23 protein-coding genes are annotated in these 21,967 nt (G+C 63.1%); 11 read left to right on the forward strand and 12 right to left on the reverse strand.

The features are described from left to right. The first annotated feature begins 109 nt into the window (after positions 1 to 109). The 6 genes from PVT67_RS03790 (at position 110) to PVT67_RS03815 (ending at position 4,708) form a co-directional block, all read left to right on the forward strand. A complete protein-coding gene (locus tag PVT67_RS03790; protein ID WP_301497986.1) occupies positions 110 to 1,060 on the forward strand; it encodes a hypothetical protein in 951 nt (316 codons plus the stop codon). 14 nt (positions 1,061 to 1,074) lie between these two features. Further along, positions 1,075 to 1,485 carry a nuclear transport factor 2 family protein gene (locus PVT67_RS03795; protein WP_301497989.1) on the forward strand — a complete coding sequence of 137 codons (411 nt, stop codon included), beginning with the start codon at positions 1,075 to 1,077 and terminating at the stop codon, positions 1,483 to 1,485. Between the two features lie 264 nt (positions 1,486 to 1,749). Further along, positions 1,750 to 2,682, forward strand: coding sequence for a hypothetical protein (locus PVT67_RS03800; RefSeq protein ID WP_301497990.1), 933 nt, complete (start codon positions 1,750 to 1,752; stop codon positions 2,680 to 2,682). A 92-nt stretch (positions 2,683 to 2,774) separates the two neighbouring features. Then, entirely contained in the window at positions 2,775 to 3,110 is a 336-nt protein-coding gene (locus PVT67_RS03805; protein WP_301497993.1) for a nuclear transport factor 2 family protein, read from the forward strand. A 219-nt stretch (positions 3,111 to 3,329) separates the two neighbouring features. Continuing rightward, on the forward strand, positions 3,330 to 4,286 hold the full coding sequence (locus PVT67_RS03810; protein ID WP_301497996.1) for a hypothetical protein: 957 nt from the start codon (positions 3,330 to 3,332) through the stop codon (positions 4,284 to 4,286). Beyond that, complete coding sequence (locus PVT67_RS03815) at positions 4,268 to 4,708, forward strand: nuclear transport factor 2 family protein (RefSeq protein WP_301497998.1); 441 nt, start codon at positions 4,268 to 4,270, stop codon at positions 4,706 to 4,708. Before PVT67_RS03810 ends, PVT67_RS03815 begins: the two co-directional genes overlap by 19 nt. A 64-nt stretch (positions 4,709 to 4,772) precedes the next feature. On the opposite strand, the gene PVT67_RS03820 is transcribed toward PVT67_RS03815, so the two are convergent. From PVT67_RS03820 to PVT67_RS03830, 3 genes are all read right to left on the reverse strand, one after another. Beyond that, positions 4,773 to 5,861 carry an NAD(P)/FAD-dependent oxidoreductase gene (locus tag PVT67_RS03820; RefSeq protein ID WP_301498000.1) on the reverse strand — a complete coding sequence of 363 codons (1,089 nt, stop codon included), beginning with the start codon at positions 5,859 to 5,861 and terminating at the stop codon, positions 4,773 to 4,775. Continuing rightward, positions 5,861 to 7,702, reverse strand: a complete 1,842-nt coding sequence (locus tag PVT67_RS03825) for a LodA/GoxA family CTQ-dependent oxidase (protein ID WP_301498002.1) — start codon at positions 7,700 to 7,702, stop codon at positions 5,861 to 5,863. Before PVT67_RS03825 ends, PVT67_RS03820 begins: the two co-directional genes overlap by 1 nt. Before the next feature lie 152 nt (positions 7,703 to 7,854). Continuing rightward, complete coding sequence (locus tag PVT67_RS03830; protein WP_301498004.1) at positions 7,855 to 8,337, reverse strand: VOC family protein; 483 nt, start codon at positions 8,335 to 8,337, stop codon at positions 7,855 to 7,857. A gap of 130 nt (positions 8,338 to 8,467) precedes the next feature. On the opposite strand from PVT67_RS03830, the gene PVT67_RS03835 reads away from it, so the two are divergent. Further along, positions 8,468 to 9,115, forward strand: a complete 648-nt coding sequence (locus tag PVT67_RS03835) for a glutathione S-transferase family protein (RefSeq protein WP_301498006.1) — start codon at positions 8,468 to 8,470, stop codon at positions 9,113 to 9,115. Here PVT67_RS03835 and PVT67_RS03840 read toward each other — a convergent pair whose 3' ends face one another. Beyond that, positions 9,116 to 9,577, reverse strand: a complete 462-nt coding sequence (locus PVT67_RS03840; protein ID WP_301498008.1) for an Lrp/AsnC family transcriptional regulator — start codon at positions 9,575 to 9,577, stop codon at positions 9,116 to 9,118. A gap of 143 nt (positions 9,578 to 9,720) precedes the next feature. Here PVT67_RS03840 and PVT67_RS03845 point away from each other — a divergent pair, with 143 nt between their 5' ends. Together PVT67_RS03845 and PVT67_RS03850 are read left to right on the forward strand one after the other, a co-directional pair. Further along, positions 9,721 to 10,713 (forward strand): hypothetical protein, encoded by a 993-nt coding sequence (locus PVT67_RS03845; protein WP_301498010.1) that lies wholly within the window; start codon positions 9,721 to 9,723, stop codon positions 10,711 to 10,713. A 133-nt stretch (positions 10,714 to 10,846) separates the two neighbouring features. Beyond that, positions 10,847 to 12,766: a methyl-accepting chemotaxis protein gene (locus tag PVT67_RS03850; protein ID WP_301498012.1), complete on the forward strand. Its 1,920-nt coding sequence runs from the start codon at positions 10,847 to 10,849 to the stop codon at positions 12,764 to 12,766. Between the two features lie 25 nt (positions 12,767 to 12,791). On the opposite strand, the gene PVT67_RS03855 is transcribed toward PVT67_RS03850, so the two are convergent. Continuing rightward, on the reverse strand, positions 12,792 to 13,925 hold the full coding sequence (locus PVT67_RS03855; RefSeq protein WP_301498014.1) for a sensor domain-containing diguanylate cyclase: 1,134 nt from the start codon (positions 13,923 to 13,925) through the stop codon (positions 12,792 to 12,794). 169 nt (positions 13,926 to 14,094) lie between these two features. On the opposite strand from PVT67_RS03855, the gene PVT67_RS03860 reads away from it, so the two are divergent. Continuing rightward, positions 14,095 to 16,419, forward strand: a complete 2,325-nt coding sequence (locus tag PVT67_RS03860) for a DNA polymerase II (RefSeq protein WP_301498016.1) — start codon at positions 14,095 to 14,097, stop codon at positions 16,417 to 16,419. Here PVT67_RS03860 and PVT67_RS03865 read toward each other — a convergent pair. The 6 genes from PVT67_RS03865 to PVT67_RS03890 all read right to left on the reverse strand — a co-directional run bounded on the left by PVT67_RS03865 (position 16,416) and on the right by PVT67_RS03890 (position 20,394). After that, positions 16,416 to 16,574 carry a hypothetical protein gene (locus PVT67_RS03865; RefSeq protein WP_301498018.1) on the reverse strand — a complete coding sequence of 53 codons (159 nt, stop codon included), beginning with the start codon at positions 16,572 to 16,574 and terminating at the stop codon, positions 16,416 to 16,418. The two genes, PVT67_RS03860 and PVT67_RS03865, sit on opposite strands and share 4 nt — an antisense overlap. 33 nt (positions 16,575 to 16,607) lie before the next feature. Continuing rightward, positions 16,608 to 17,054 (reverse strand): hypothetical protein, encoded by a 447-nt coding sequence (locus tag PVT67_RS03870; protein WP_301498020.1) that lies wholly within the window; start codon positions 17,052 to 17,054, stop codon positions 16,608 to 16,610. Then, positions 17,054 to 18,370 (reverse strand): hypothetical protein, encoded by a 1,317-nt coding sequence (locus tag PVT67_RS03875; RefSeq protein WP_301498022.1) that lies wholly within the window; start codon positions 18,368 to 18,370, stop codon positions 17,054 to 17,056. Before PVT67_RS03875 ends, PVT67_RS03870 begins: the two co-directional genes overlap by 1 nt. Beyond that, complete coding sequence (locus PVT67_RS03880) at positions 18,367 to 19,110, reverse strand: ABC transporter ATP-binding protein (protein WP_301498024.1); 744 nt, start codon at positions 19,108 to 19,110, stop codon at positions 18,367 to 18,369. The genes PVT67_RS03875 and PVT67_RS03880 overlap by 4 nt, the downstream gene beginning before the upstream one ends. Continuing rightward, positions 19,103 to 19,474 (reverse strand): GntR family transcriptional regulator, encoded by a 372-nt coding sequence (locus PVT67_RS03885; RefSeq protein ID WP_301498026.1) that lies wholly within the window; start codon positions 19,472 to 19,474, stop codon positions 19,103 to 19,105. Before PVT67_RS03885 ends, PVT67_RS03880 begins: the two co-directional genes overlap by 8 nt. Before the next feature lie 89 nt (positions 19,475 to 19,563). Next, positions 19,564 to 20,394, reverse strand: a complete 831-nt coding sequence (locus PVT67_RS03890; protein WP_301498029.1) for a tetratricopeptide repeat protein — start codon at positions 20,392 to 20,394, stop codon at positions 19,564 to 19,566. A gap of 125 nt (positions 20,395 to 20,519) precedes the next feature. Here PVT67_RS03890 and PVT67_RS03895 point away from each other — a divergent pair, with 125 nt between their 5' ends. After that, complete coding sequence (locus PVT67_RS03895; RefSeq protein ID WP_301498031.1) at positions 20,520 to 20,879, forward strand: thiol-disulfide oxidoreductase DCC family protein; 360 nt, start codon at positions 20,520 to 20,522, stop codon at positions 20,877 to 20,879. Here PVT67_RS03895 and PVT67_RS03900 read toward each other — a convergent pair. Next, a complete protein-coding gene (locus tag PVT67_RS03900; protein WP_301498033.1) occupies positions 20,876 to 21,955 on the reverse strand; it encodes a CapA family protein in 1,080 nt (359 codons plus the stop codon). The two genes, PVT67_RS03895 and PVT67_RS03900, sit on opposite strands and share 4 nt — an antisense overlap. Positions 21,956 to 21,967: the final 12 nt, after the last annotated feature.

Here is a 21,967-nt window from a genome sequence, read left to right on the forward strand (position 1 = left end):
ATCCATATTGCCGTCGTAAGCGAAGTGCGCTGCAGTTGCGACCACTATCGGATAGCAGTTCTTCCGAATCAAAACAACATTAAGAAAACATTAAGGGTGGATTAACTCCATGAATAAGAAGAACGTCTTGAACGCAGTTCTCCTCGCTTTGGGCTGCGGCCTTGCCATGTCCAGCTACGCTGGTGCCATCAAGGCCGACGCCAACTCTACCTACAAGCCGACCGGTAAAGGCTGGGGCGAGCTGGTTCCCCCCAACTATCTCCACAACGAAGCCTCCCAGGCCCGTGCCTCCAAGCATGGCGGTGGTGGTACAACCAACGGCATCTCTTACCACGGTGGCCCCGTGATGCTGGGCACCACCAACATCTACTACATCTGGTACGGCAACTGGAGCGGTTACAGCGCTGCCAAGACCATACTGCCTGATCTGATGCCTGGCCTGTCCGGCTCTCCGATCTTCAACATCAACACCAGCTACTACGATGGCAACAACAACCACGTAGCCAACAGCGTCAACCTGGTCAGCCAGGTAAGCGACAGCGGCTCCCAGGGCACAGTGCTGGATGACAATGCCGTCCAGACCATCGTGGCCAACGCCATCAACAACCTGGGCTTGCCCATGGACACCAACGCCCTCTACTTCGTGCTGACCGCTCCTGACGTCCAGGAAACCAGCGGCTTCGGTTCTCAGTATTGCGGCTGGCACACCAAGGGCACCATCAACGGCCAGACTGTCAAGTACTCCTTCGTGGGCAACCCCGTTACCCAGGCTCCCTCTGGTTGCGGCGCGAACAATCCCTCCCCGAACGGCGACGCCGGCGCTGACGCCATGGCCAGTATCATGTTCCACGAGCTGTCCGAAACGGTTACCGATCCCGAGCTGAACGCCTGGTATGACACCCGCGGCAACGAAAACGCTGACAAGTGTGCTTGGACCTTCGGTACCACTTACACCACCAGCAACGGCGCCAAAGCCAACGTCAACCTGGGCGGCCGCGACTGGCTGCTGCAGCAGAACTGGCTGAACGCTAACGGTGGTTCATGCGTCCTGTCCTACTAATAGGTAGGCGTCTGATGTTGGCAGCCAGCCTGTTGCTGGCTGCCACCACCCAGGCAGATCCCCTTCCCGCTGGGAAGGGGATCAACATCATGACGCGCTACATGAAAGTCTTCGGCGAGCTGGAAAACACCCTGCTGGCCGCCCAGCTGTCTGGCGACAGTCAGCGTATCGGCCAACTGCTGGATCCCCTCTTCGAGGCCAATTTCACCAGCGGAGCGCCGTCCCTGCACAAGCCTGACATGCTGAAGCAAAAAGCCAGCGCCCGGCAGTGGAGCCTCTCCAGCCTCAAGGTCTATGAGGTCGGGCCCAACGCCATCGCCTACCTGACCCTCTCTGCCCGCGACGCCAGCGACCGTCACCTGGTGGATGTCTGGGTTCCCCATGGCAAGGATTGGCAGCTGAGGCTGAGGTTTGAGTCCCCATGAGGGGAGGTAGAAAAGGACCCTTGAGGTCCTTTTCTAATGCCGTAATTGTTTGTCTAATGCCGTAATTGCTTGTCTAATGGTGATTTTTTGACCTGTCTTGCAACTCTGTAAGCCCGACTATCCCCTTCTGAAGTTCGCTGCTATGCCTAGTGCATCGCAAGCACGAGCTGCTGTTGTGATACCTCTCGAATAGCTGTTCATTTCGAACCAAACCAATCTCAAAATATTCAAGGGTGGACTCACTCCATGAAGAAGCAGAACGTTATGAACGCAGTACTCCTCGCTCTGGGCTGCGGCCTGGCTCTCTCCAGCTACGCCGGCGTCGTCAAGAGCGACAGCAATTCCGTTTATCGCCCCACAGGTAAGGGTTGGGGGGAACTGGTACCTCCCAGTGTCATCCATAGCCAATCCGGGAAGGCCAGAGGGGGCAAGCACGGCGGTGGTGGCAGCGGTAACGGCATCTCCTACCACGGCGGCCCCGTGATGCTGGGGACAGTCAACGCCTACTACATCTGGTACGGCAACTGGAGCGGCTACAACAGCGCCAAGAACATACTGCCCGACCTCATCACCGGCCTGAACGGGTCATCCATCTACAACATCAACAACAGCTATTACGACGGCAACAACAACCATGTGTCCAACAGCGTCAACCTGGCCGGCCAGGTGAATGACAGCGGCTCCAGGGGCACAGTGCTGGGGGATTCTGACATCCAGGCGATAGTGGCCAATGCCATCAACAACCTGGGTCTGCCTCAAGACACCAACGCCGTCTACTTCGTACTGACAGCCCCTGACGTCCAGGAAACCAGCGGCTTCGGTAGCCAGTACTGCGGTTGGCACACCAAGGGCACCATCAACGGCCAGACCATTAAGTACTCCTTCGTGGGCGACGCCGTGACCCAGGCACCGAGCGGCTGCGGCGTCAACAATCCTTCGCCCAACGGTGACGGCGGCGCCGATGCCATGGCCAGCGTCATTTTCCACGAGTTGTCCGAGGCGGTGACCGACCCCGAGCTGAACGCCTGGTATGATACCCGCGGCTACGAGAACGCCGACAAGTGTGCCTGGACCTTCGGCAGCACTTACACCACCGGCAACGGCGCCACCGCCAACGTCAACCTGGGCGGCCGCGACTGGCTGCTGCAACAGAACTGGCTGAACGCCAATGGAGGCCTATGCACCCTGTCCTACTGACAGGTAGGCGTCTGCTGTTGGCAGCCTGCCTGATGGGGCCGGCTGCCATGGCACAAACTGATCCCCTTCCCGCCGGGAAGGGGGTCAATGTGATGACCCGCTACATGAAGGTCTTCGGCGAGCTGGAAAACACCCTGCTGGCCGCCCAGCTGTCTGGCGACAGTCAGCGTATCGGCCAACTTCTGGATCCCCTCTTCGAGGCCAATTTCACCAGCGGAGCGCCTTCCCTGCACAAGCCTGACATGCTGAAGCAAAAAGCCGGCACCCGGCAGTGGAGCCTCTCCAGCCTCAAGGTCTATGAGGTCGGCCCCAATGCCATCGCCTACCTGACGCTTTCAGCCCGTGACGCCAGTGACCGCCACCTGGTGGATGTCTGGGTTCCCCATGGCAAGGACTGGCAATTGCGCGTGCGCTTCGAATCCCATTGAGAGAAAGGACCGGTCCTTTTTTGTTGGTATCCCAGACCCGTTCTGTCTCCCTCCCGCAGTCGATTGTTGACCTGGCCCGCAACACGGTGGGACCAACTTTACCCACCCAAGGTTCGCTGCTATGCCTAAGGCATTGCTCGCATTTGCTGCAATAGTAGCCAATGCCTCTCCTTAGCCGTGCTGCAGCACCGGCATAACCATAAACAGTGGGATCTCGTCATGAATAAGCAGAATGTCCTGAAAGCGGTTCTCCTTGCCTTGGGAACTTGCCTGGCGTTTGCCGGCCAGGCCGGCGTTGTCAAAACCGACGCCAATTCCGTTTATCGCCCCACGGGGAAAGGCTGGGGAGAGCTGGTACCCCCCAGTGCGCTTCATAGCCAAGCCGGTTATGCCAAAGGGGGCAAGCACAGTGGCGGTGGCGGCGGTAGCAACAACGGCATCTTCTACCACGGTGGACCCGTGATGCTGGGCACCAACCATGTCTACTACATCTGGTATGGCAACTGGAGTAACTACAGTGCGGCAGAAGGCATACTGCCCGACCTCATCACAGGGTTGTCCGGCTCGCCCATCTACAACATCAACACCACTTATTACGACGGCAACAATCAAAATGTGTCCAACCAGGTCACCCTGGCCGGGCAGGTGACTGACAGCGGCTCCCTGGGGGCTGTGCTGGGAGATGCCGACATCCAGACCATAGTAGCCAATGCCATCAATAACCTGGGGTTGCCTCTGGATACCAGCGGCGTTTACTTCGTGCTGACGGCGCCCGATGTGAAGGAAACCAGCGGCTTCGGCACCCAGTACTGCGGCTGGCACACCAGAGGTACCATCAAGGGCAAAACCATCAAGTATTCCTTCGTGGGCAACCCCGTAACCCAGGCGCCCTCCGGCTGCGGTGTGAATAGTCCGTCGCCGAACGGTGATGGCGGCGCCGATGCCATGGCCAGCGTCATCTTCCATGAGCTCTCAGAGGCGGTCACAGACCCCGAATTGAACGCCTGGTACGACAGGCGCGGCTATGAGAACGCCGACAAGTGCGCCTGGACCTTTGGCAGCACCTACACCACCAGCAATGGCGCCACAGCCAACGTCAGTTTGGGTAACCGTGACTGGCTGTTGCAGCGCAACTGGGTCAATGCCAATGGAGGCCTATGCGCACTGTCCTACTGATAACCAAGCCGCTGCTGTTGGCGGCCTGCCTTTTGGGGCCTGCCGCCCTGGCTCAAAGCGATCCCCTTCCCGGTGGGAAGGGGGTCAATGTGATGACCCGCTACATGAAAGTCTTCGGTGAGCTGGAAAACCGCCTGCTGGCCGCGCAACTGTCTGGCGACGGTGAGCATCTCGGCCAGCTGCTGGACCCGCTCTTCGAGGCCAACTTCGCCAGCGGCGCCACGCTGTACAGGCCCGAGATGCTGAAACAGCAGAGCCAGCACCAATGGAGCCTCTCCAGCCTCAAGGTGTACGAGGTGGGGCCCAATGCCATCGCCTACCTGACCCTGTCCGCCCGCGACGCCAGCGACCGCCACCTGGTGGATGTCTGGGTGCCCAAGGGTAAGGACTGGCAGCTGCGGGTACGCTTCGAGTCCCCGTGAGGCGGGGGGCAGCATTGAAAAAAGGACCCTTGGGTCCTTTTTTACTGGCTTTTGCTGTTGGGCTTTACTGCCGGCGTTGCCAGAAGGGCTCCTGGCTGAATCGCCTGGGGCCCTGGTAGCTGGCCTTGAGGTGCCAGAGGTAGCGCTGGGTTACCGCCTGCATCTCCTGTTGGTAGGCGCCGAGGCCAAGGTCGGGATGATCCAGGCCGGCCTTGATCGCCTTAGTGGCGCTGGCCGCCGACGCGAGGGAGTGGAAGATCCCCTGGGAGGCGATGGGGTCGAAGGCCAACAGCGCATCTCCTATGGCCAAAAAACCGGGCCCAGCCTTGGGCAATTCCTCTACCGGCAACAGGGAAGTGCCAGCTGCCCGGCAGCGCAGCTGGGCCGGGGGGAGATCTGCCAGCACCTCGGCCAGCAGCGGGTGCTGCCTGGCCTTGGCGAGGAAGGCCTCGGGGCGGCGCAACTGGCGGCCTTGGGGATCATCCCCGTCCAGGTGGTAGGCCAGCACCCGTTGCCCTTGTGGCAGGGGCACTGTGTACCACCAGCCCTGGGCATCGGCCTGGAGGCGCAGGGTGCTGTCCTGGCGTTGAGATCCTTGCTCCAGGAAGCTGTAGAGGCAGAGCAGGGGATCCCCTGACTGGCGCTTGAGCCCCAGCTGGCGCCCCAGGCTGCCGCTGCGGCCGGTGGCGTCCACCAGCACTGGGGCCTGGAACCGGCCTTGGGGTGTTGCCAGTTGCCATAGGCCCTGGTGGTGGCGGATGTCGCTCGGGGCGCAGCCTTCCAACAAGTCAGCACCGGCCTCCAGGGCCCGTTGGCGCAGCATGGCTTCGAAACGGCCCCTGTCCAGGTGCCAGCCTGGGCCGGCCGGGTCGCGGATGGCGTCCTGCCACACCGGGCTCTCCTGGTCCCAGACGGCAACGGCGCCGCCCCTTTCCCTGTGCCCCGCCTGCTGGAAGCGCTCCCAGAGTTGCAGGCGCTGCAACAGCACGGCCGTGGCGCCGGGCAGGGATTCGCCGATGGGCGGGGCCTTGGCCGGCTGGGCGCGGCGCTCCAGCACCAGCACCCGCAGCTCCGGCCTGAGCATGGTGGCCAGGGCCAGGCCGGCCGGGCCAGCCCCGACGATGATGGCGTCGAAGTGGCCTTGGCCTGCCATCAATCGCGGCGCCGCTGGTTGATCAGCAGCTTGCGCATGCCCTTGTCGGTGTCATGGCGTTCCTGGGCTGTCATGGCCTGGCCGCCCCTGTCTTCCACCTGCATCACCGGCGGGAAGTCGGGGTCGCCCTGCACCCCGGGACGTACTTCCACCACCCCCATGTCGTCGAAGTGGGCCACCATGTTGGCGAGCTGGTTCTGGTAGCCCACCCCCAGGGTGCGGTCCCAGTCGGCCCTTTGTTGGTAGGCCGCCAGGCGCTCGGCTCGCGGCAGCGAACTGTCGATCACCTTGAGGTAGTTCTGTTCGCTCAGCACCTGGTTGGGCACCCGGGCCGGCCAGAAGGTGGGCAGGTAGGGGTCGTATTCCCTGTCGTAGCCGGAGCGGCAGCTGGCGGTATCGGTCTGCCAGGGGATGGCCATCCAACGGGTGATGGAGCCCGGCGACTGGCCGTACAGCGGGCCGTTATAGGACAGGGCCATGGCCGGGGTCAGGGTGGTGCCATAATCCGGCTCAGGGTCACGGCCGTCGCGGTGGCGCAGCCGGTAGGGTTCCATGTACAGGGTGCTGTGCCGCACCGGCCAGGTCATCTCGCAGCCGGGGTGGAAGGCGTCGGCGATGCAGAATTCCAGGGCCGCCTTGTCCAGCATGGCCGGCTGCTCGGCCAAGGGCACCTGATCGATGCTGTGCGGCGGCTGGTGGTTGGGGTCGTAGTCCGCCTCAAAGTCCCCTTCTGCCCACTTGTCCAAGAGGGCCAACTGGGTGCGGGTGAGGGCGTTCATGGCGGCCGGCACCGGCGGCATGGGGATGTTCATGGCATCGCCGTAGACCCAGGGCCAGGGCTTCATGGAGATGTCGCCATCGTCCGGGTTGCGGAAGCTGTTGGCGACGGTGCGCCGCAATTCGGCATAGTTATCCCCCGGCTCGGCCAACTGGTGGAGGTAGCGGGGCTCGAGGAAATGCTGGGGCATGCCGTACCCGAAGCCGGCGTTGAAACCGGCGTTCATCCACTGCAGATCGCACATGGCCTTGAGGATGGGAAGGATGTCGTCGGTGAAGGAGGGCCTGACCGGGGCCGGCAGCTGGCCGGCCTGGATGGCGACGTCCGTCATCAGCGCATAGAGGGTGCGCACCGATTTCTGCTGGGGGCCGTAGTTGGGAGGGGCTACTACTACCCAGGCAGGAGCCACTTCCAGTGTCCGGCCATCCACCACCACCTTGGCCGTCACAGGGCCGTCGCTGGTGTCGTCATACCAGCCGTCGTTGTTGGCGAAAGTGGTGGGGGCCTGGCCCAGATAAGAGGCGGACTTGCCGTGGCCGCCGAAAACCAGCAGCCGGCCCTGGGGGTCGGTGCGCAGCTCCCCCAGGGGCACTTCGGTGCCCATGAAGGTGCCACCGTTGAACAGGTATTCGGGGCCCATGTCGGAGGCCATGTTGATGCTGCGCGGGCCTGGGGTGATGGCCAGCTGGTGCCTTTCTGGCAGCGGGATCTTGGCGTTACGGCGGGTGGAGGGGGCCGCCGCCGCTGCCTCCGGGATATCCAAGGCCAGTTCGAAGTTGTACCAGGCGGCCTTGTGGTTGGCCAGTTCCACCGACCAGGTGATCTGGGTGGACTCGTCCATGGTCAGTTCCCGCACCACCTTGCCTTGGCCGTCGTAGCCGTAGATGCGGAACTGGGCCACCTCGCGCTTGAGTGCACCGCTGGCGTCCCGATAGAAACCGGGCTCCTGGGGGTAGGGCTCCGTAACTTGGGGGCCCAGGTAGAAGCCGTTGGTGTCCTTGGAATTGCCGACCCGGGCTATGCCGATAGCGGGGTGGATCTTGGCGTAGGCTATTTCGCCCATCTGTCACTCCTTTGTCCTGGTGGTTTCCGGCTTGGCCTTGGCCCTGCGGGCACAGGCCTAAGCCCTGGTCATCCCTGAAAGCGACAGCCTGACGGTTCAGAGGTGGGTTTTATAAAAAGATACGATAAAACAAAGTCTTGTCTATCCGTATTTCAAGCCTGTTCCAGCCCGGCGATGTCGAGCTTCTTCATTTGCAGCAGGGCCTGCATCACCCTGGGGGCCCGGGTGGGGTCCGCCATCAGTTCCGGTAGGCGCCTCGGCACCACCTGCCAGCTGAGTCCGAAGCGGTCCTTCAGCCAGCCACATTGTTGGGACTCAACAGGGCCATCCTGGCCAAGGGCCTCCCAGAAATAATCGATCTCCTGCTGGGTGTCGCAGCACAGCTGCAGGGAAATGGCCTCGTTGAGTTTGAAGGCGGGCCCGCCGTTCAGCGCCGTAAAGGCCTGGCCGTCCAGTTCAAAGGCAACTGTCATGACACTCCCTGCTGGCCTGTGGTGGATCTCCTGGCCTGCGTCGGGATAACGGGTAATGGCAGTCAGGGCGGCATTGGGAAAGACGCTGCAGTAGAAGCGGGCGGCCGTTTCGGCCTGATCATCGAACCAGAGGCAGGGGACTATGGATTGGAGCTGTGCCATGGGAGTTCCTTTCTCAAAGCGGGCATTTAAGGGTAGCGCAGAAAAGAAACAGTGCGGTGCGCAGATGCCATCCCTGGCCCGCTCGCTTTTGGCTATGCTGGGGTGGCTTTCCAACCACAAGGACGAGACCATGCCCATTCTTTACGGTGTACCCATGTCATCCTTTGTGCGCAAGGCCATGCTGGCCCTGACCCATAAAGGCATTTCCTACCGCTTCCAGCCCGCCATTCCCGGCAGTGACGATGCTGACTTCCGGGAGGCCAGCCCCCTCGGCAAGGTGCCGGCGTTCCGTACCGACGACGGTTTCGGCTTTGCCGACTCTTCGGTGATCATCGCCTACCTGGAGAAGACGAACAGCAACAACAGCCTCTATCCGGCGGCGGCCAACGACTATGCCTGGGCCCTCTGGCTGGAAGAATACGGCGACACCAGGATGATGGAGGCCACCGGCGGGCTCTACTTCCAGAAGGTCATAGGCCCGGCCTACTTCGGCCATACGACGGATCCGGAGCGGGTCAGGGAGCTGAGCGAAAAGCTGGTGCCGGCGGTGCTGGACTACATGGAGTCCCAACTCAGGCAAGGGGCCTGGCTGGTGGGGGACGAACTCAGCGTGGCCGATCTGGCCCTGGCCTCCAACCTGGCCAACCTCCACTACTGCGACTACGACATCAGCCCGGCCCGCTGGCCCAAGCTGGCGGACTTCAAGGCCCGCCTCTGGGCCCTGCCCTTGATGCAGGCGCAGATGGAGCTGGAGGCCCAGGCCTTCGCCATGGCCTGATCAGCCGGTGTTGATGCGGGTGTCGAACTTCTCCCTTTTCAAGGAGATCAGGGTGCGGAACTTCTTGAGGTTGGCCTCGGCGTACAGCACCCTGTCGCAGAAGGCCTCGTAGGAAGGCATGTCCGGCACCATGCAGATCAGCACGAAATCCACCTCCCCCGTGACCTGGTAGCATTGCTTGACCTCGGGGGAGGCCAGGGCCCGCTGCAAGAAGCGCTGGTTCATGGCCTTGTTGTCCCGCTCCATCTCCACCTCCACCACCATGTGCAGGTAGGGCCCGAACTTCTCCGGCACCAACAGTGCCACCTCTTTCTGGATATAGCCCTGAGCCTTAAGGCGTTTCACCCGCTTCAGGCAGGCCGGCGGCGACAGCCCCACCTGCTGGGCCAGTTGCAGGTTGGTCTGGCTGCAGTCGCTTTGCAGGCTGCTGAGGATGGCTTTGTCGATACGGTCCAATGGCATAGGAGTGGGTTAATAAAGTTTCTTTTTTGTCTTTATAAAAGAATTTAAGAAAAAGGGAAGGGCGTTTTTGACGACATATTTTTCGGCCTCCTTCCTAGAATAGCGATCTCTCCCAGGCCCCTGGCTGCCACTAGGAAGATCCCATGCCCCTGCTCAAGTCCGTGTTCTCAGAAGCCTTCGCCATAGGGCGCCGTGCCGCCAGCCTCTACCTGATGCTGCTGAAGATCATGGTGCCGGCCCTGGTGATCATCAAGGCCCTGGATCTGCTGGGATGCACCCAGTGGCTGGCCTGGCTACTGTCGCCGCTGATGCAGCTGATGGGCCTGCCCGACAGCCTGGGTGTGGTCTGGGCCACTGTCATGCTCACCAACATCTACACCGCCATGGTGGTGTTCTTCCAAGTGGCGGGCAGCGAGCCTTTGACCACGGCCCAACTCACAGTGCTGGGCAGCCTGATGCTGCTGGCCCACTTCCTGCCGGTGGAAGGGGCCGTGGCCAGGCGCGCCGGCGTGCCCTGGCACCTGACCCTGATGCTGCGCATCGGCGGCGCCCTGTTGCTCGGCAGCCTGCTCAACGCCCTTTATTCCGCCACCGGTTGGCTGCAGGAGCCGGGCACCGTGCTTTGGCCCTTCCGGGACGGCGGCGAGGCGGGCCTGGTGGCCTGGGGGCTGGGTCAGCTCAAAACCCTGCTGTGGATATTGCCCACCATAGCGGCGCTGCTGACCCTGCTTCGGCTGCTTCATCTCTTGGGCATAGAGAAGGCCATCCATTGGCTGCTGTTCCCGCTGTTGCGGCTGATGGGCATAGGCCGGGCGGCGGCCAATGTCACCATAGTCGGGGTGACCCTGGGGCTGACCTACGGTGCCGGCATGCTGATCGAGGAGGCCCGTTCCGGCAAACTGAGCCGGCGCGACGTCATGCTGACCTTGGCCTTCCTGGGGCTTTGCCACAGCGTCATCGAAGACACCCTGCTGGTGCTGCTGGTGGGGGCCGATCTCAGCGGCATCCTCTGGGCCAGGCTGGCCTTTGCTGTGCTGGTGGTCAGCCTGCTGGCCAGGCTGCCTTGGCCGGGACGGCGCCGGGTGCCCGCATCCGCCGAATTGGACAGTCCCGTTAAGCTTGAAAGCGAAGGGTGATGCTGGTTTTGCCAGGCTGTTAAGCGCGCGCCCCTGGGCTGGCCGGAGCGGCATTTTGTCTCTTTTATTTCAAGAAACGCCCGATGTGGCCGACTCTTGTTGACAGGATCCCTCTTCGATTTGGGCAAAGCACATGAGCCGTTTTTTGGAAAACCTGTCGGTCGCGGCCAAGTTGGGCTGGGGCTTCGGCATAGTGCTGCTGCTGACCATAGTGGTGGCCGGGGCCGGTAGCCGGGGCCTGGGCGCCGTCATGGATCGCAGCGAAAAAGTGGGGATCGGCGGCCAGCTCAACAAGATGTTGATGGACGCCGAACTCAGCCGCCGCGACTTCCTTGTGTCGGGCAGCCAGGAAGACGCCGACCGCCTTGACGGTGCCGTGACGCGTATCAAGCAGGAAGTGGACGCCAAGGCCGGGCTCTTCAGCGTTCCCCAAGACAAGGCCCGCCTGGCCGCCGTCGACAAGCTGGCCGGCCAATACCGCCAGGATTTCGGCCAGCTCAAGCAGCTGTTCAAGGACAAGGCGGCCATCCGCGGCAGTTGGGTCAAGGTGGGCAACACCATGGTCGGCAAGCTCAACGACCTCAATGCCAGTCTCAGCCAGATGGCCGAACTTACCGCCGACGAGGCCCTGGTCCGCAACGCCCTTATCGCCGGCCAGATCAACCAGCAGGTCGCCATGCTGCGCTACCACATGCGCGGCTACATCTTCGACGGCAGCGCCAAGAACCTGGACGCCGCCGTCAGCACCATGGCCGCCATCGAGAAGTCGGCCGCCACCCTCAACATCGGCGGCGGTGATCAGGCCACCCTGGACCAGGCCCTGCAGGCCCTGTCCGGTTATCGCGACCATGTGAAGCGGCTCAACAAGGTGGTGGACCAGATGGCCGAGCTGCACCGGCGCCTTGACGGCGACGCCAAGCAGTTGACCGAGCAGATGGACGAGTTGGTCCAGGGGCAGTCGCAAAAGCGCCTGGCCGACGGCCGGCAGGCCACCTGGCTGCTGTTGGGGGTGAGCCTGGCCGCCTTGCTGCTTGGCGTCTTTGCCGCCTGGAGCATCAGCCGCCAGATAGTGCGGCCGCTGCGCGAGACGGTGAAGGTGGCCCAGACCATAGCGGACGGCAACCTGGCCACCCGTATCCACAGCCAGCGCAAGGACGAACTGGGTGAGCTGATGCTGGCCATGGCCCACATGAACGACACCCTGCGCGAGCTGATGGGTCAGATCGGCGCCAGCGTCTCCCAACTGGCGGCTTCCGCCGGGCAGTTGTCGGCGGTGGCCGAGCAGAACAGCGCCGGCATGCAGCGCCAGCGCAGCGAGACCGATCAAGTGGCGACCGCCATCAACGAAATGACCGCCACAGTCCAGGAAGTGGCCCGCAACGCCGAACTGGCCGCCGTGGCCGCCAGCGAAGCCGACCACACCACCCAGCAGGGCAACCAGGTGGTGGCCAGGGCCGTCCAGCAGATAGAGTTGCTGGCCAGGGAGGTGGGGAGCTCTGCCCAGTCCATGGAGCAGCTCAAGAGCGAGACCGACAGCATCGGCAAGGTGCTGGACGTGATCAAGGCGGTGGCCGAGCAGACCAACCTGCTGGCCCTCAACGCCGCCATAGAGGCGGCCAGGGCCGGCGAGGCCGGGCGTGGCTTCGCGGTGGTGGCCGACGAGGTCCGTGGCCTGGCGGGCCGTACCCAGCAATCCACCCAGGAGATCGAAGCCCTGATCGCCAACCTGCAGCAAGGCAGCCAGTCCTCCTTGCTGATGATGGAGAAGAGCCGTGGCATCTCAGAAGACACTGTGGCCCTGGCCCAGGAGGCCGGCACCATGCTCGGCGAGATCGCCAACGCCGTGTCGCGGATCCAGGACATGAACCACCAGATCGCCACCGCCGCCGAAGAGCAGAGCACGGTGGCCGAGGACATCAACCAAAGCGTGGTGCGGGTACGGGAGATCGCCGAGCAGGCGGCGGCCGCCTCGGAGGAAACGGCCAATGCCACCGAGGGCCTGGCAGGCCTCGGTGGCGAATTGCAGGGCCTGGTGGCCAGGTTCAAGATTTAAAGAGGGCGGCCCGAGGCTGCCTTGTTTATGGCGCCAGCTTGGCCGCCACCTGGCATTTTCCCGCTTGCTTGGCCCTGTACATGGCCTGGTCGGCCAGGTGGTAGAGGTGGGGAAAGGGGGCGTCCCTGCTTGATACCACCCCGAAACTGGCGGTCACCGGGATAGGCTGCCCTGCGTGATTGAGCGGATGCGCCTTCAGCTTGTCCTTGAGCCGCTCCGCCACCCGCCGCCCTTCCTCCAGTCCCAGGCCCGGCAGCAAGATGGCGAATTCCTCGCCGCCCTGGCGGGTAAAGGTGTCCTGGTGGCGCAGCTCCCCTTCCAGCAGCCTGGCCACGTGTTCCAGGGCCAGGTCCCCCAGCTGGTGGCCATGGTTGTCGTTGAGCAGTTTGAAGTCGTCCAGATCGAAGAGGATAAGTGCAAAATCCCCTCCTTGTTGGGCCTGGAAATGCTGGTTGAAGACCCGCCTGTTGGCGAGGCCGGTCAGGGGATCCTGGTCGGCCAGCATACGGATACGGCTAAGAAGCTGGCCCATGGCGCAGCCGATAAGGCTGAGGTTGAGCAGCAGGAACAGCAGCAGGTAGAACCAGGTGCTGCTGGTGTCGTCCGGCGGTGGCTGGCCAGGGCGACCCGCTGTCAGCAGCATCAGCAGCCGTACCAGCATGAACAGGCAGAGCATCACGAAGGGCCAGTTGATCCAGAGGGCGATGCCGGGCTTGAACCATTGGCGGCTGGCCTGGAAGATCTCCATCAATAGGCGGGTAAAGACATAAAAAGCGGCCAGGCTGAACCAAACCCCCAGGGGGATCTGCTGCCTTGGGCCGGCGCCAAGCACCAGTAGCCCCAGGCCGTAGAGGCCCAGCACCAGGCTATGCTCGAGGCGGCTGGCAGGCAAAGCGAACAAGGCCTGGACGCCGCTGCGTACCAGCACGAAGGCACTGATCACCAGGAAGTCGCTGCAAAGCCAGAGCCAGGGACTGGGGTCGCCGCCTCGCAGCAACAGCATCATCACGCCTACCATCAGGCTGCTGTTGCCCAGGGCGAAGCGCCAGGAGGCCGCCGGCACCAGTTTCATGACCAGGGCCAGCACCAGCCAACCCAGCACGGCGGTGGCGCAGAGCAGGATCAGGACTTCGAAGAGGGTCGTCTGTAGCGCTGTCACCTGCCTCGCCTTCTGTTCTTGGCCCAAACCGGGCCGGCTCCAAGCGTCACCTTACTTAACCAAAGACTAACATTGCCCTGAAGGGGGGCAACAATCTCTTTTTAGCAGAACTTGGTGTACTGGTTATTTAAACAGTACACTGTGGCCATGCCAGCAAGAGGAATACAGGGTGCCCCAGGGTTTTCTACTTAGCCGCCACAGCCGCGACCAGCAGGGCGCCACCGAGATAGTGCTCTGGCTCAGCACAGATCAGGGCCCGGCCAGGCTGGTGATCGAAGGCGAGCGGCCGGTGCTGATGGTGGCCGCCGCCAAGCTGGAAAAGGCCAAGGCCCTGCTCGGCAACTTGCTGGTCGAAAGCCGGGACCTGGGGTTCAAGGACTTCGGTCGGCAGGGCGTCGCCATGCTTTATTTCCCGACCCTGGAGGCTCACAAGCAGGGCCAGGCCATCCTCACCAGCAATGGCCTGGAGGTGCTGGAGGCGGACATCAAGCTCCAGGACCGCTTCCTGATGGAGCGCTTCGCCCGCGGCGGCATCGCCTTCGAGGGCCAGCCTATTCAGAAGCCCGGCTATACCGAGTGGCGCCAGGTGCGCCTCAAGGGCTGCGATTACCACCCCAAACTCAAGGTGCTGAGCCTGGATCTGGAATGCTCCGCCAAGGGTGAGCTCTACAGCGCCGGCCTTTATGGCCACGGCGTGGCCAGCGTCATCATGGTGGGCCAGCCCCAGGAAGCCGAGCTGGACATCCTCTGGGTGGAAGACGAGAAGGCGCTGCTCAGGCGCCTGGAGGTGGAGATCGCCCGCCTGGATCCGGACATCCTCATCGGCTGGTCCCTAGTGGCCTTCGACATCCGGCTGCTGGCCAAGCGGGCCGAACGCCACGGCCTGACACTGCGCCTGGGCCGCGGCGGTGAGCCGCTCTGGCTTCGTGACGGCACTGGAGACGGCCAGGCCTTTGCCTCCCTGCCGGGCCGGGTGGCCATAGACGGCATCGACGGCCTCAAGATAGCCACCTACAACTTCGAAAGCTTCAGCCTCGAGTCCGTCTCCCAGGCGCTGCTGGGCCGCGGCAAGAAGACCGAGGACGTGGACAACCGCCTGGCCCAGATAGAGCACGACTTCCGTCATGACAAGCCCAAACTGGCGGCCTACAACCTGGAGGACTGCGTCCTGGTCTGGGACATCTTCGCCCACACCAAGCTGCTGGACTTCCTGGTGCTGCGCAGCCAGCTCACCGGCCTGGAGCTGGACAGGGCCGGCGGCTCAGTGGCGGCCTTCACCAACCTCTACCTGCCAAGGCTGCACAGGGCCGGTTTCGTGGCCCCCAACCTGCCGGCCGGCGGCGGCCTGGCGAGCCCCGGCGGTTACGTGATGGACTCCAGGCCCGGCCTGTACCGCAACGTGCTGGTGCTGGATTTTAAGAGCCTCTATCCCAGCATCATCCGTACCTTCAAGATCGATCCCCTCGGCCTTATCACGGGCCTGGAAGAAGAGGACGCCATCCCCGGCTTTCGCGAGGCCAAGTTCTCCCGCGCCCAGCACTTCCTGCCGGCCATCATCACCGAGCTCTGGCAGGCCAGGGACCAGGCCAAGCGCCAGCAGGACGGCCCCCGCTCCCAGGCCATCAAGATCCTGATGAACTCCTTCTACGGGGTGCTGGGCTCGGGAGGCTGCCGCTTCTACGACACCCGCCTTGCCAGCTCCATCACCTTGCGCGGCCACGCCATCATGCAGCAGACGGCCCAGTGGGTGAGGGACGCCGGCCACCAGGTGATCTACGGCGACACCGACTCCACCTTCGTGCTGCTGGACGAAAACCTCGGCAGCGATGAGGCCGACGCCATAGGGAGGGCCCTGGCCGCCGACATCAACGAGCGCTGGCGCCAAAAGCTCAGGGAGGAGTTCGACTTGGACTGCTTCTTGGAGCTGGAATACGAGACCCATTACCAGCGCTTCCTGATGCCCACCATCCGTGGCTCAGAGGCCGGCTCCAAGAAGCGCTATGCCGGCATGAAGGCCGGCGGCGAGCTTGTATTCAAAGGGCTGGAGACGGTGCGCACCGACTGGACGCCCCTGGCCAAGCATTTCCAGACCGAGCTCTACCGGCTGGTGTTCGAGGATCAGGACCCGTCCGACTTCGTGCGCCGGACTGTGGAAGAAACCCTGGCCGGCCAGCGGGATGAGGAGCTGGTCTACCGCAAACGCCTCAGGAGGCGGCTCGACCAGTACGTCAAGAACGTGCCGCCCCATGTGCGGGCGGCGCGCCTGGCCGACGAACACAACAAGAAGGCCGGCAAAACCCTCAAGTACCAGGGCAAGGGCAGTATCAGCTACCTGATGACCCTGTCCGGCCCTGAGCCCCTCGAGTACCGCCAGAGCCCCATCGACTATCAGCACTACATAGACCGCCAGTTAAAGCCGGTGGCCGAGGCCATATTGCCTTTCGTGGACCTGGAGTTCGAGCGGCTGGTGGGCGGCCAGTTGGGGCTTTTCTAGCCCTTGCGGCTTTTGACCTGGGCCAGGATCACGCCAAAGGCGATACCGAAAGCGAGGCCTGCCCCGATATGGCCGTTGGCAGCACCTATGGCGAGCCCACAGCCGATGCCGATGGCCAGGTAGGCACTGTACTTGCTAGGTTTGGTTGGACTCATATTGCCTCCTTCTAGGCGTTTAACTGGCGTTTTTTATTGCGGCTTTTCCTGCCCGTCCTTGGCGGCGCTCAAGGTCTTGAGCGGCACCGGCACCAGGCTGTTGATGATCCTGAGCCCCGGCTTGATGGTTTGCAGGTGGGCGATCAGATCCTGGTCGTGGAGAGGATCGAAACGCAGTTCCGGCACCCGGCCGTCGACATAACGGTCATGGAGCGAGAAGTAGCCCTTGCTCACCACCACGGCATTGAGTTCACTCAGGGGCACTGTCGCCTTACCTGCCATCCAGAGCACCCCTTCTTTAACTTGGATGCGTGACCTGGGATCGGCTCCCCGCCAGCTGAAAAAGGTCCAGGCGCCGAGGTTTATGGCCATCAGGGCGGCGAATAAAGCAGAGCGTCCCCACCAGAGGCAGAGCCCCGTTTCCAGCAGGGCAATGAGAAAGGCGGGCAGCCAATAGCGTTGCCAGCGATAGCTCAGCATCAGAAACCCCTTTGCCATTGTTGCAGCCTTCGCGGCTTGAGGCGGATCCAGTCCTGGCCCAGCAGGCTGTGCTTGACGCCCTGGCGGGCCAGGAGCCCCAGCAGCAGGTTGTAGGTCGGCGCCAGCCAGGCCTGGGTGCCGGTAATGTACCAGTGGATACCCAGTCCCAAGGAGAGCCCCATCAAGGTCAATCCGGCCAACACTGCGGCGAGGCCTGGCCAATGGCGCTGGCGCAGCCAGCACACCAGTAGTTGCATGGCCCAGAGGTAGCTGCAGCCGCACAGCGCCATGATCAATAGCGTCCTCGGTGCCGCCTGCACGCTGAGGCCGATAACGAAGGTGGCCGCTGCCAGCAACACAGAGCCGATCAGGGCTTGGCGCCGGAGGAGGTCATCCAGCCTCTGCCAGAGGCTGTGTCTATCGCCCGGCAACCGCAGCCAGAGGTAGCGCAGCCTGGCAACCGGATCCAGGCTGACCATGGGCGCCATCAGCACGCCGTAGAGCAAGAACATAAAGACGCCGTCGGGATCCCGCAGCAGCTCAAGGACCGGTGCCAGGCTCCAGCTCTGCAGGCAAAGAACTAGCCCCAAGAACGCCGGGAAGCCGAAGAAAAGCAGGGTATAGATGAAGAAGGCTCGGCCAAGGCCGGCCTTGCCGCCAAGCAGCATCACCAGCACGGGATCGCCGTAGCTGCTGACGGCCTTAGCGTCTTTATCTTTGGTCATGGCCTGTGCCAGGCCGCCCTTGAAGGCTAAGGGCTGGCGCAGCTTTCTTTGCCTCGGCAGCCACCAGTACAGCCAAGTCCAGGCGGCCAGGGCCAGCAGCAGCGCTAAAGGCCAGCCGTCATGGAAAAGCGCCTGTAGCTGTGGGTCCTGCTTGTCTGGCAGCAGGTGGGATACAAACATCATTGCCCAGAAGAATAGTAAGGAGCCGAAGCGGTAGCAGATAGCCCACTGGCTCAGCAGCAGGTAGGAGCTGATGGCCAGCAAACTCCAGCCGAAGACGGCGGCCTGGGGTTTCAACCAAGTCGCCGCCAAGGCGGCCAGCAGGGCGACAGTCACCAGGGCCAAGAGCGACGCCTGCCTGGCGTTGGGGGCCAGGGTAAGGCGGGGATTGCTGACCAGTTGGCGGAAGAGGTAACCCCCCATAATGACAGGGATGAAAAACAGTACTTCCATGCCCGCTATTCTGATCACCCGGGCCCCATCAAAAGGCAGCAGGCTGGCGGCAAGCAGCGCCAACCCCAGGTAGCTTATCCAGCGCTGCAGCGGCACCGAGGCGAAATAATGTTTAAGAACAGTGAAATAGGCTTTCATGCGTGGAGTTCCAGGAAGATCTCTTCCAGGCCCTTGGGTTGTTGAAAGCCGTCTGTGCCATTGCCTTGCAAGGCGCTTTCCTTGAGCTCATCCAGGGTGCTGTCCACCACCAGCCGGCCTTCTTTGAGGATCCAGATGCGGTCGGCGATGCGCTCCAGATCCGAGACGATATGGGTGGAGAAGATGAGGGTGCAGCCCCTATCGCCGATGAGCTCCACCAGGGTCTGCAGGAAGCGGCGGCGGGCCAGGGGATCCAGGCTGGCCACGGGCTCGTCGAGGATCAAAAAGTCGGGGTTGTGGGCCAGGGCGGCCAGTATGGACAGCTTCTGGCGCTGGCCAAGGGAGAGGGCCTGCACCCTTTTGTTGAGGGGGATGTCCCAGTCCTTGGCGAGCTCCGCCACCTTGGCCTTGTCCCAGTCGGGGTAGAAGGCAGAGAGCAGGTCCAGGTTCTGCTGGCCGGTCAGGTTGGCCAGCAGTTCGTCCTGTTGGGGCACGAAACCGATGCGGGCCTTGCCTTGGTCATTGAGCTGGCTAGCCGGTTCGCCGAACAACAGGCTGTGGCCGCGGCTTGGCAGGGCAAAGCCCAGCAGGGTCTCCAGCAAAGTGGTCTTGCCGGCGCCGTTCAGGCCCAAGAGGCCTATGACGTCCCCTTTTTTTACCTCTGCGTTGATGCTGTCCAGCACCAGTTCCTTGCCGAATTGCTGGCACAGATGGTCCAGCCTTACCAATGTCTCAGTCATGGTGTTGCTCCAGTCCTTGGCGTACTGCCTGGATGATGTCGTCGTCGCCGAGCGCCAGTTGGCGGGCGCTTTGGATCAATTGATGGATAAGGGGGGCCAGCAGGATCTGGGCCTCTGGACCTTGGCGGTTGTGGGCCGCCACCGTCATGGGTTTGCCCCGTTGGCGCAGCAGCACCCCTTCCGCCTCCAACAGGCTGTAAGCCTTGGAGATGGTCATGGGGTTGACGGCGTGCTTATCGGCCAGCTCCCGTACCGAGGGCAGGGGAGCCCCTGCCTTGAGTTGGCCGCCTGCCACCAACAGCTTCACCTGGTCGACCAACTGGCGGTAGAGGGGGATACCCGATTGTGGGTTGAGGCTGAACAAGGCCGCTCTCCATATGAGTGTATATTTACACTAATACACTTTGAGCGAGCCGGCAACAGTAAAGAAAAAGGCCGCTGGGCGGCCTTTTCTCAGAGCAGGGTGGAGAGGGCGTCCATGGCCTGGACGTTGCGCTGGGCGGCGGCTTTTTTCAGCCAATAGAGCGGCTTGGGGTCATTCCAGGGCAGGCCTTGCTGTTGGTGGTAGAGGCTGGCCAGGCGGTACTGGGCTTCCGCCAGGCCTGCCTCGGCGGCCGCTTCGAACCAGTGGGCTGCTTGCTGGTCGTCTCTTTCCAGTCCCTGGCCCCTGGCATAGAGGCGGCCCAGGGCCAGTTGGGCGCGGGCATCCCCGGCGTTGGCGGCAAGGCCGTACCAGTGGGCGGCTTGAGCCGGATCCTGGTGTTGCCATTGACCGGCCTCATAGAGATGGCCCAGGCGTAACTGGGCCTCCACCAGTCCTTGCTCGGCGGCGGCTTTGTACCAGAAGGCGGCCTTGTCGAGATCCAGGCGCAACCCCATGCCGTTTTCATAGAGGTAGGCCAACTGGTATTGACCAGAGGCATCCCCCTGGCTGGCCGCAAGGCCGGCCCAGTAGGCGGCCAACTGGAAGTCCTGGTTGAGGGGGGCCTGGCCTTGGCTGAGATCCCGGGCCAGCCTGGCCCGGGTGGCGGCGTCCCCTAGCCTTGCCTCTTGGGTACGGGCCTGCAGGGCGGCCTGCGCCTTCAGTACCTGTATCGCCTTGTTCAGGCCGGGATCGGCATCGGGCAATGACCTTCCCCTGATCGCCTGGGGCTGGGTCGAGTGGTAGTCGCCAAGGAGGGCCTGTTGGGGGGCGACGTGGCTGGCGCAGCCGGCAACAAGGGCACAATTGAGGGCGAGAAAAGCCTTCTTAAACATCATCACTATCCCGGTGAGTTGGTCCATGCGTCATGCCCGGTACCTCGCGACGTACCGGAGGGCGCAGACTTTAACCGAATTTGTACCAAATTGTAATAATGAGATAAGGCGACTTTAATGGCGCCGCACTGAAGCGGGAGGAGGAGAATGCCATGAAGTCTGGCCCCCTGATCGTTTACTACGACGGTGCCTGCCCCCTCTGCCGGGCCGACAAGGCCCGCTTCGAGCGCTGGGCGCCGAGGGCGCCGGTTACCTGGTTCGACATCACTGGCCAAGAGGAAGCGCTGAGTGCAGAGGGCGTTGACCCTGGCCTTGCCTTGCGCAGCCTCCACGTGCGCATGCCTGATGGTCTGCTCCATCAGGGCATGGACGCCTATGCCCTGCTGATGCGGCATGTCTGGTGGCTAAGGCCCCTGGGCTGGCTGATCACCCTGCCGGGCATCAAGCCCCTGCTGACGGCCTGGTACCGGCGTTGGGTGGACAGGCGCCTCTGCCGGCAGGGCAGGGGTTAAGGCAAGAGCCGTAGCCAGCCCTTGGCGCCCGTCCGGAACCTGAGGCCTTGGCCTTCCACTATGCCTTGCAGGAACTGGCTCTCCGCCTTGCTGGCCGGCTGTAGTTGGAAGCGCCTGAGCCTGGTCGGCACCGCCAGCAGGGCGCTCAGCCGGCCATCGGCAGCCAACTCGGGGAAATAGAGCAGCCCCAGGTCGTCCCTGTAGGGCAGGCCAGTCGTTATGCCCTCGTAGTCGTTGATGAGGTCGCCACAGCCGTAGAGGATGAGCCGGCCCTGGTAAAGCTCCATGGCCTTGGGGTGGTGGCTGGAATGGCCGTGGACCAGATCTACCCCGGCCTCCACCAGGCCATGGGCGAAGTTCCGCTGCGCCGGCTCTATTCCATAGCCCCAGTTGCCGCCCCAATGGATGGACAGCAGCACCCGATCTCCCGGGCGCCGCCAGGCGCCGATCGCCCCTGTCACTTCTGCCAGGCTGGCGGTATCCAGGCTGGGCAGGCGCCAGACGCCTGGCCTGCTGTCGGTGGCGGCCCAGTCTTGCGGCACACCGCTGTCGGCCAGAGCGCAGCCGAAGCAGAGCAGCCGCCCTTGCTCCAGGGGGAAGATGGCCGGCGCCTGGGCCTGGGCCAGATCCTCGCCGGCACCCAAGGCCGGGATCCCGGCTTTCTTCAGGGCGGCCAGACTGTCCTCGAGGCCTAGCAGGCCCCAGTCCAGCACATGGTTGTTGGCCAGGGTCAGGGCGCTGGGCCTGGCGGCCTGGAGCACGGCCAGGTTGGCGGTATTGAGGCGGTAGTGGATGTCCTTGCCGGGCCAGGGGCTGCCCCTGGCAGTGACGGCCGTCTCCAGGTTGGCAAGGCGCAGTTGGGGCTTGAGGCGGGAGAGCAGCTTGAGGGTGAAGCCCCAGGGATAGGCAGGGGAAACCGGCAGGGCCAAGGGGCCCTGGCGGCGTTCCATCAGGCGCAGGTAGTCGCGGGCGTCCTTGACCCAGGGCTCGAAGAGGCCGGGCGGGCAGGGGTGGGGCAGTATCTGATCAATGCCCCGCCCCAGCATGAGATCGCCGGCGAGGAAGAGGCGCAACATAAGCCATGCTCC

This window comes from Gallaecimonas kandeliae, from assembly GCF_030450055.1.
GTDB lineage: Bacteria > Pseudomonadota > Gammaproteobacteria > Enterobacterales > Gallaecimonadaceae > Gallaecimonas > Gallaecimonas kandeliae.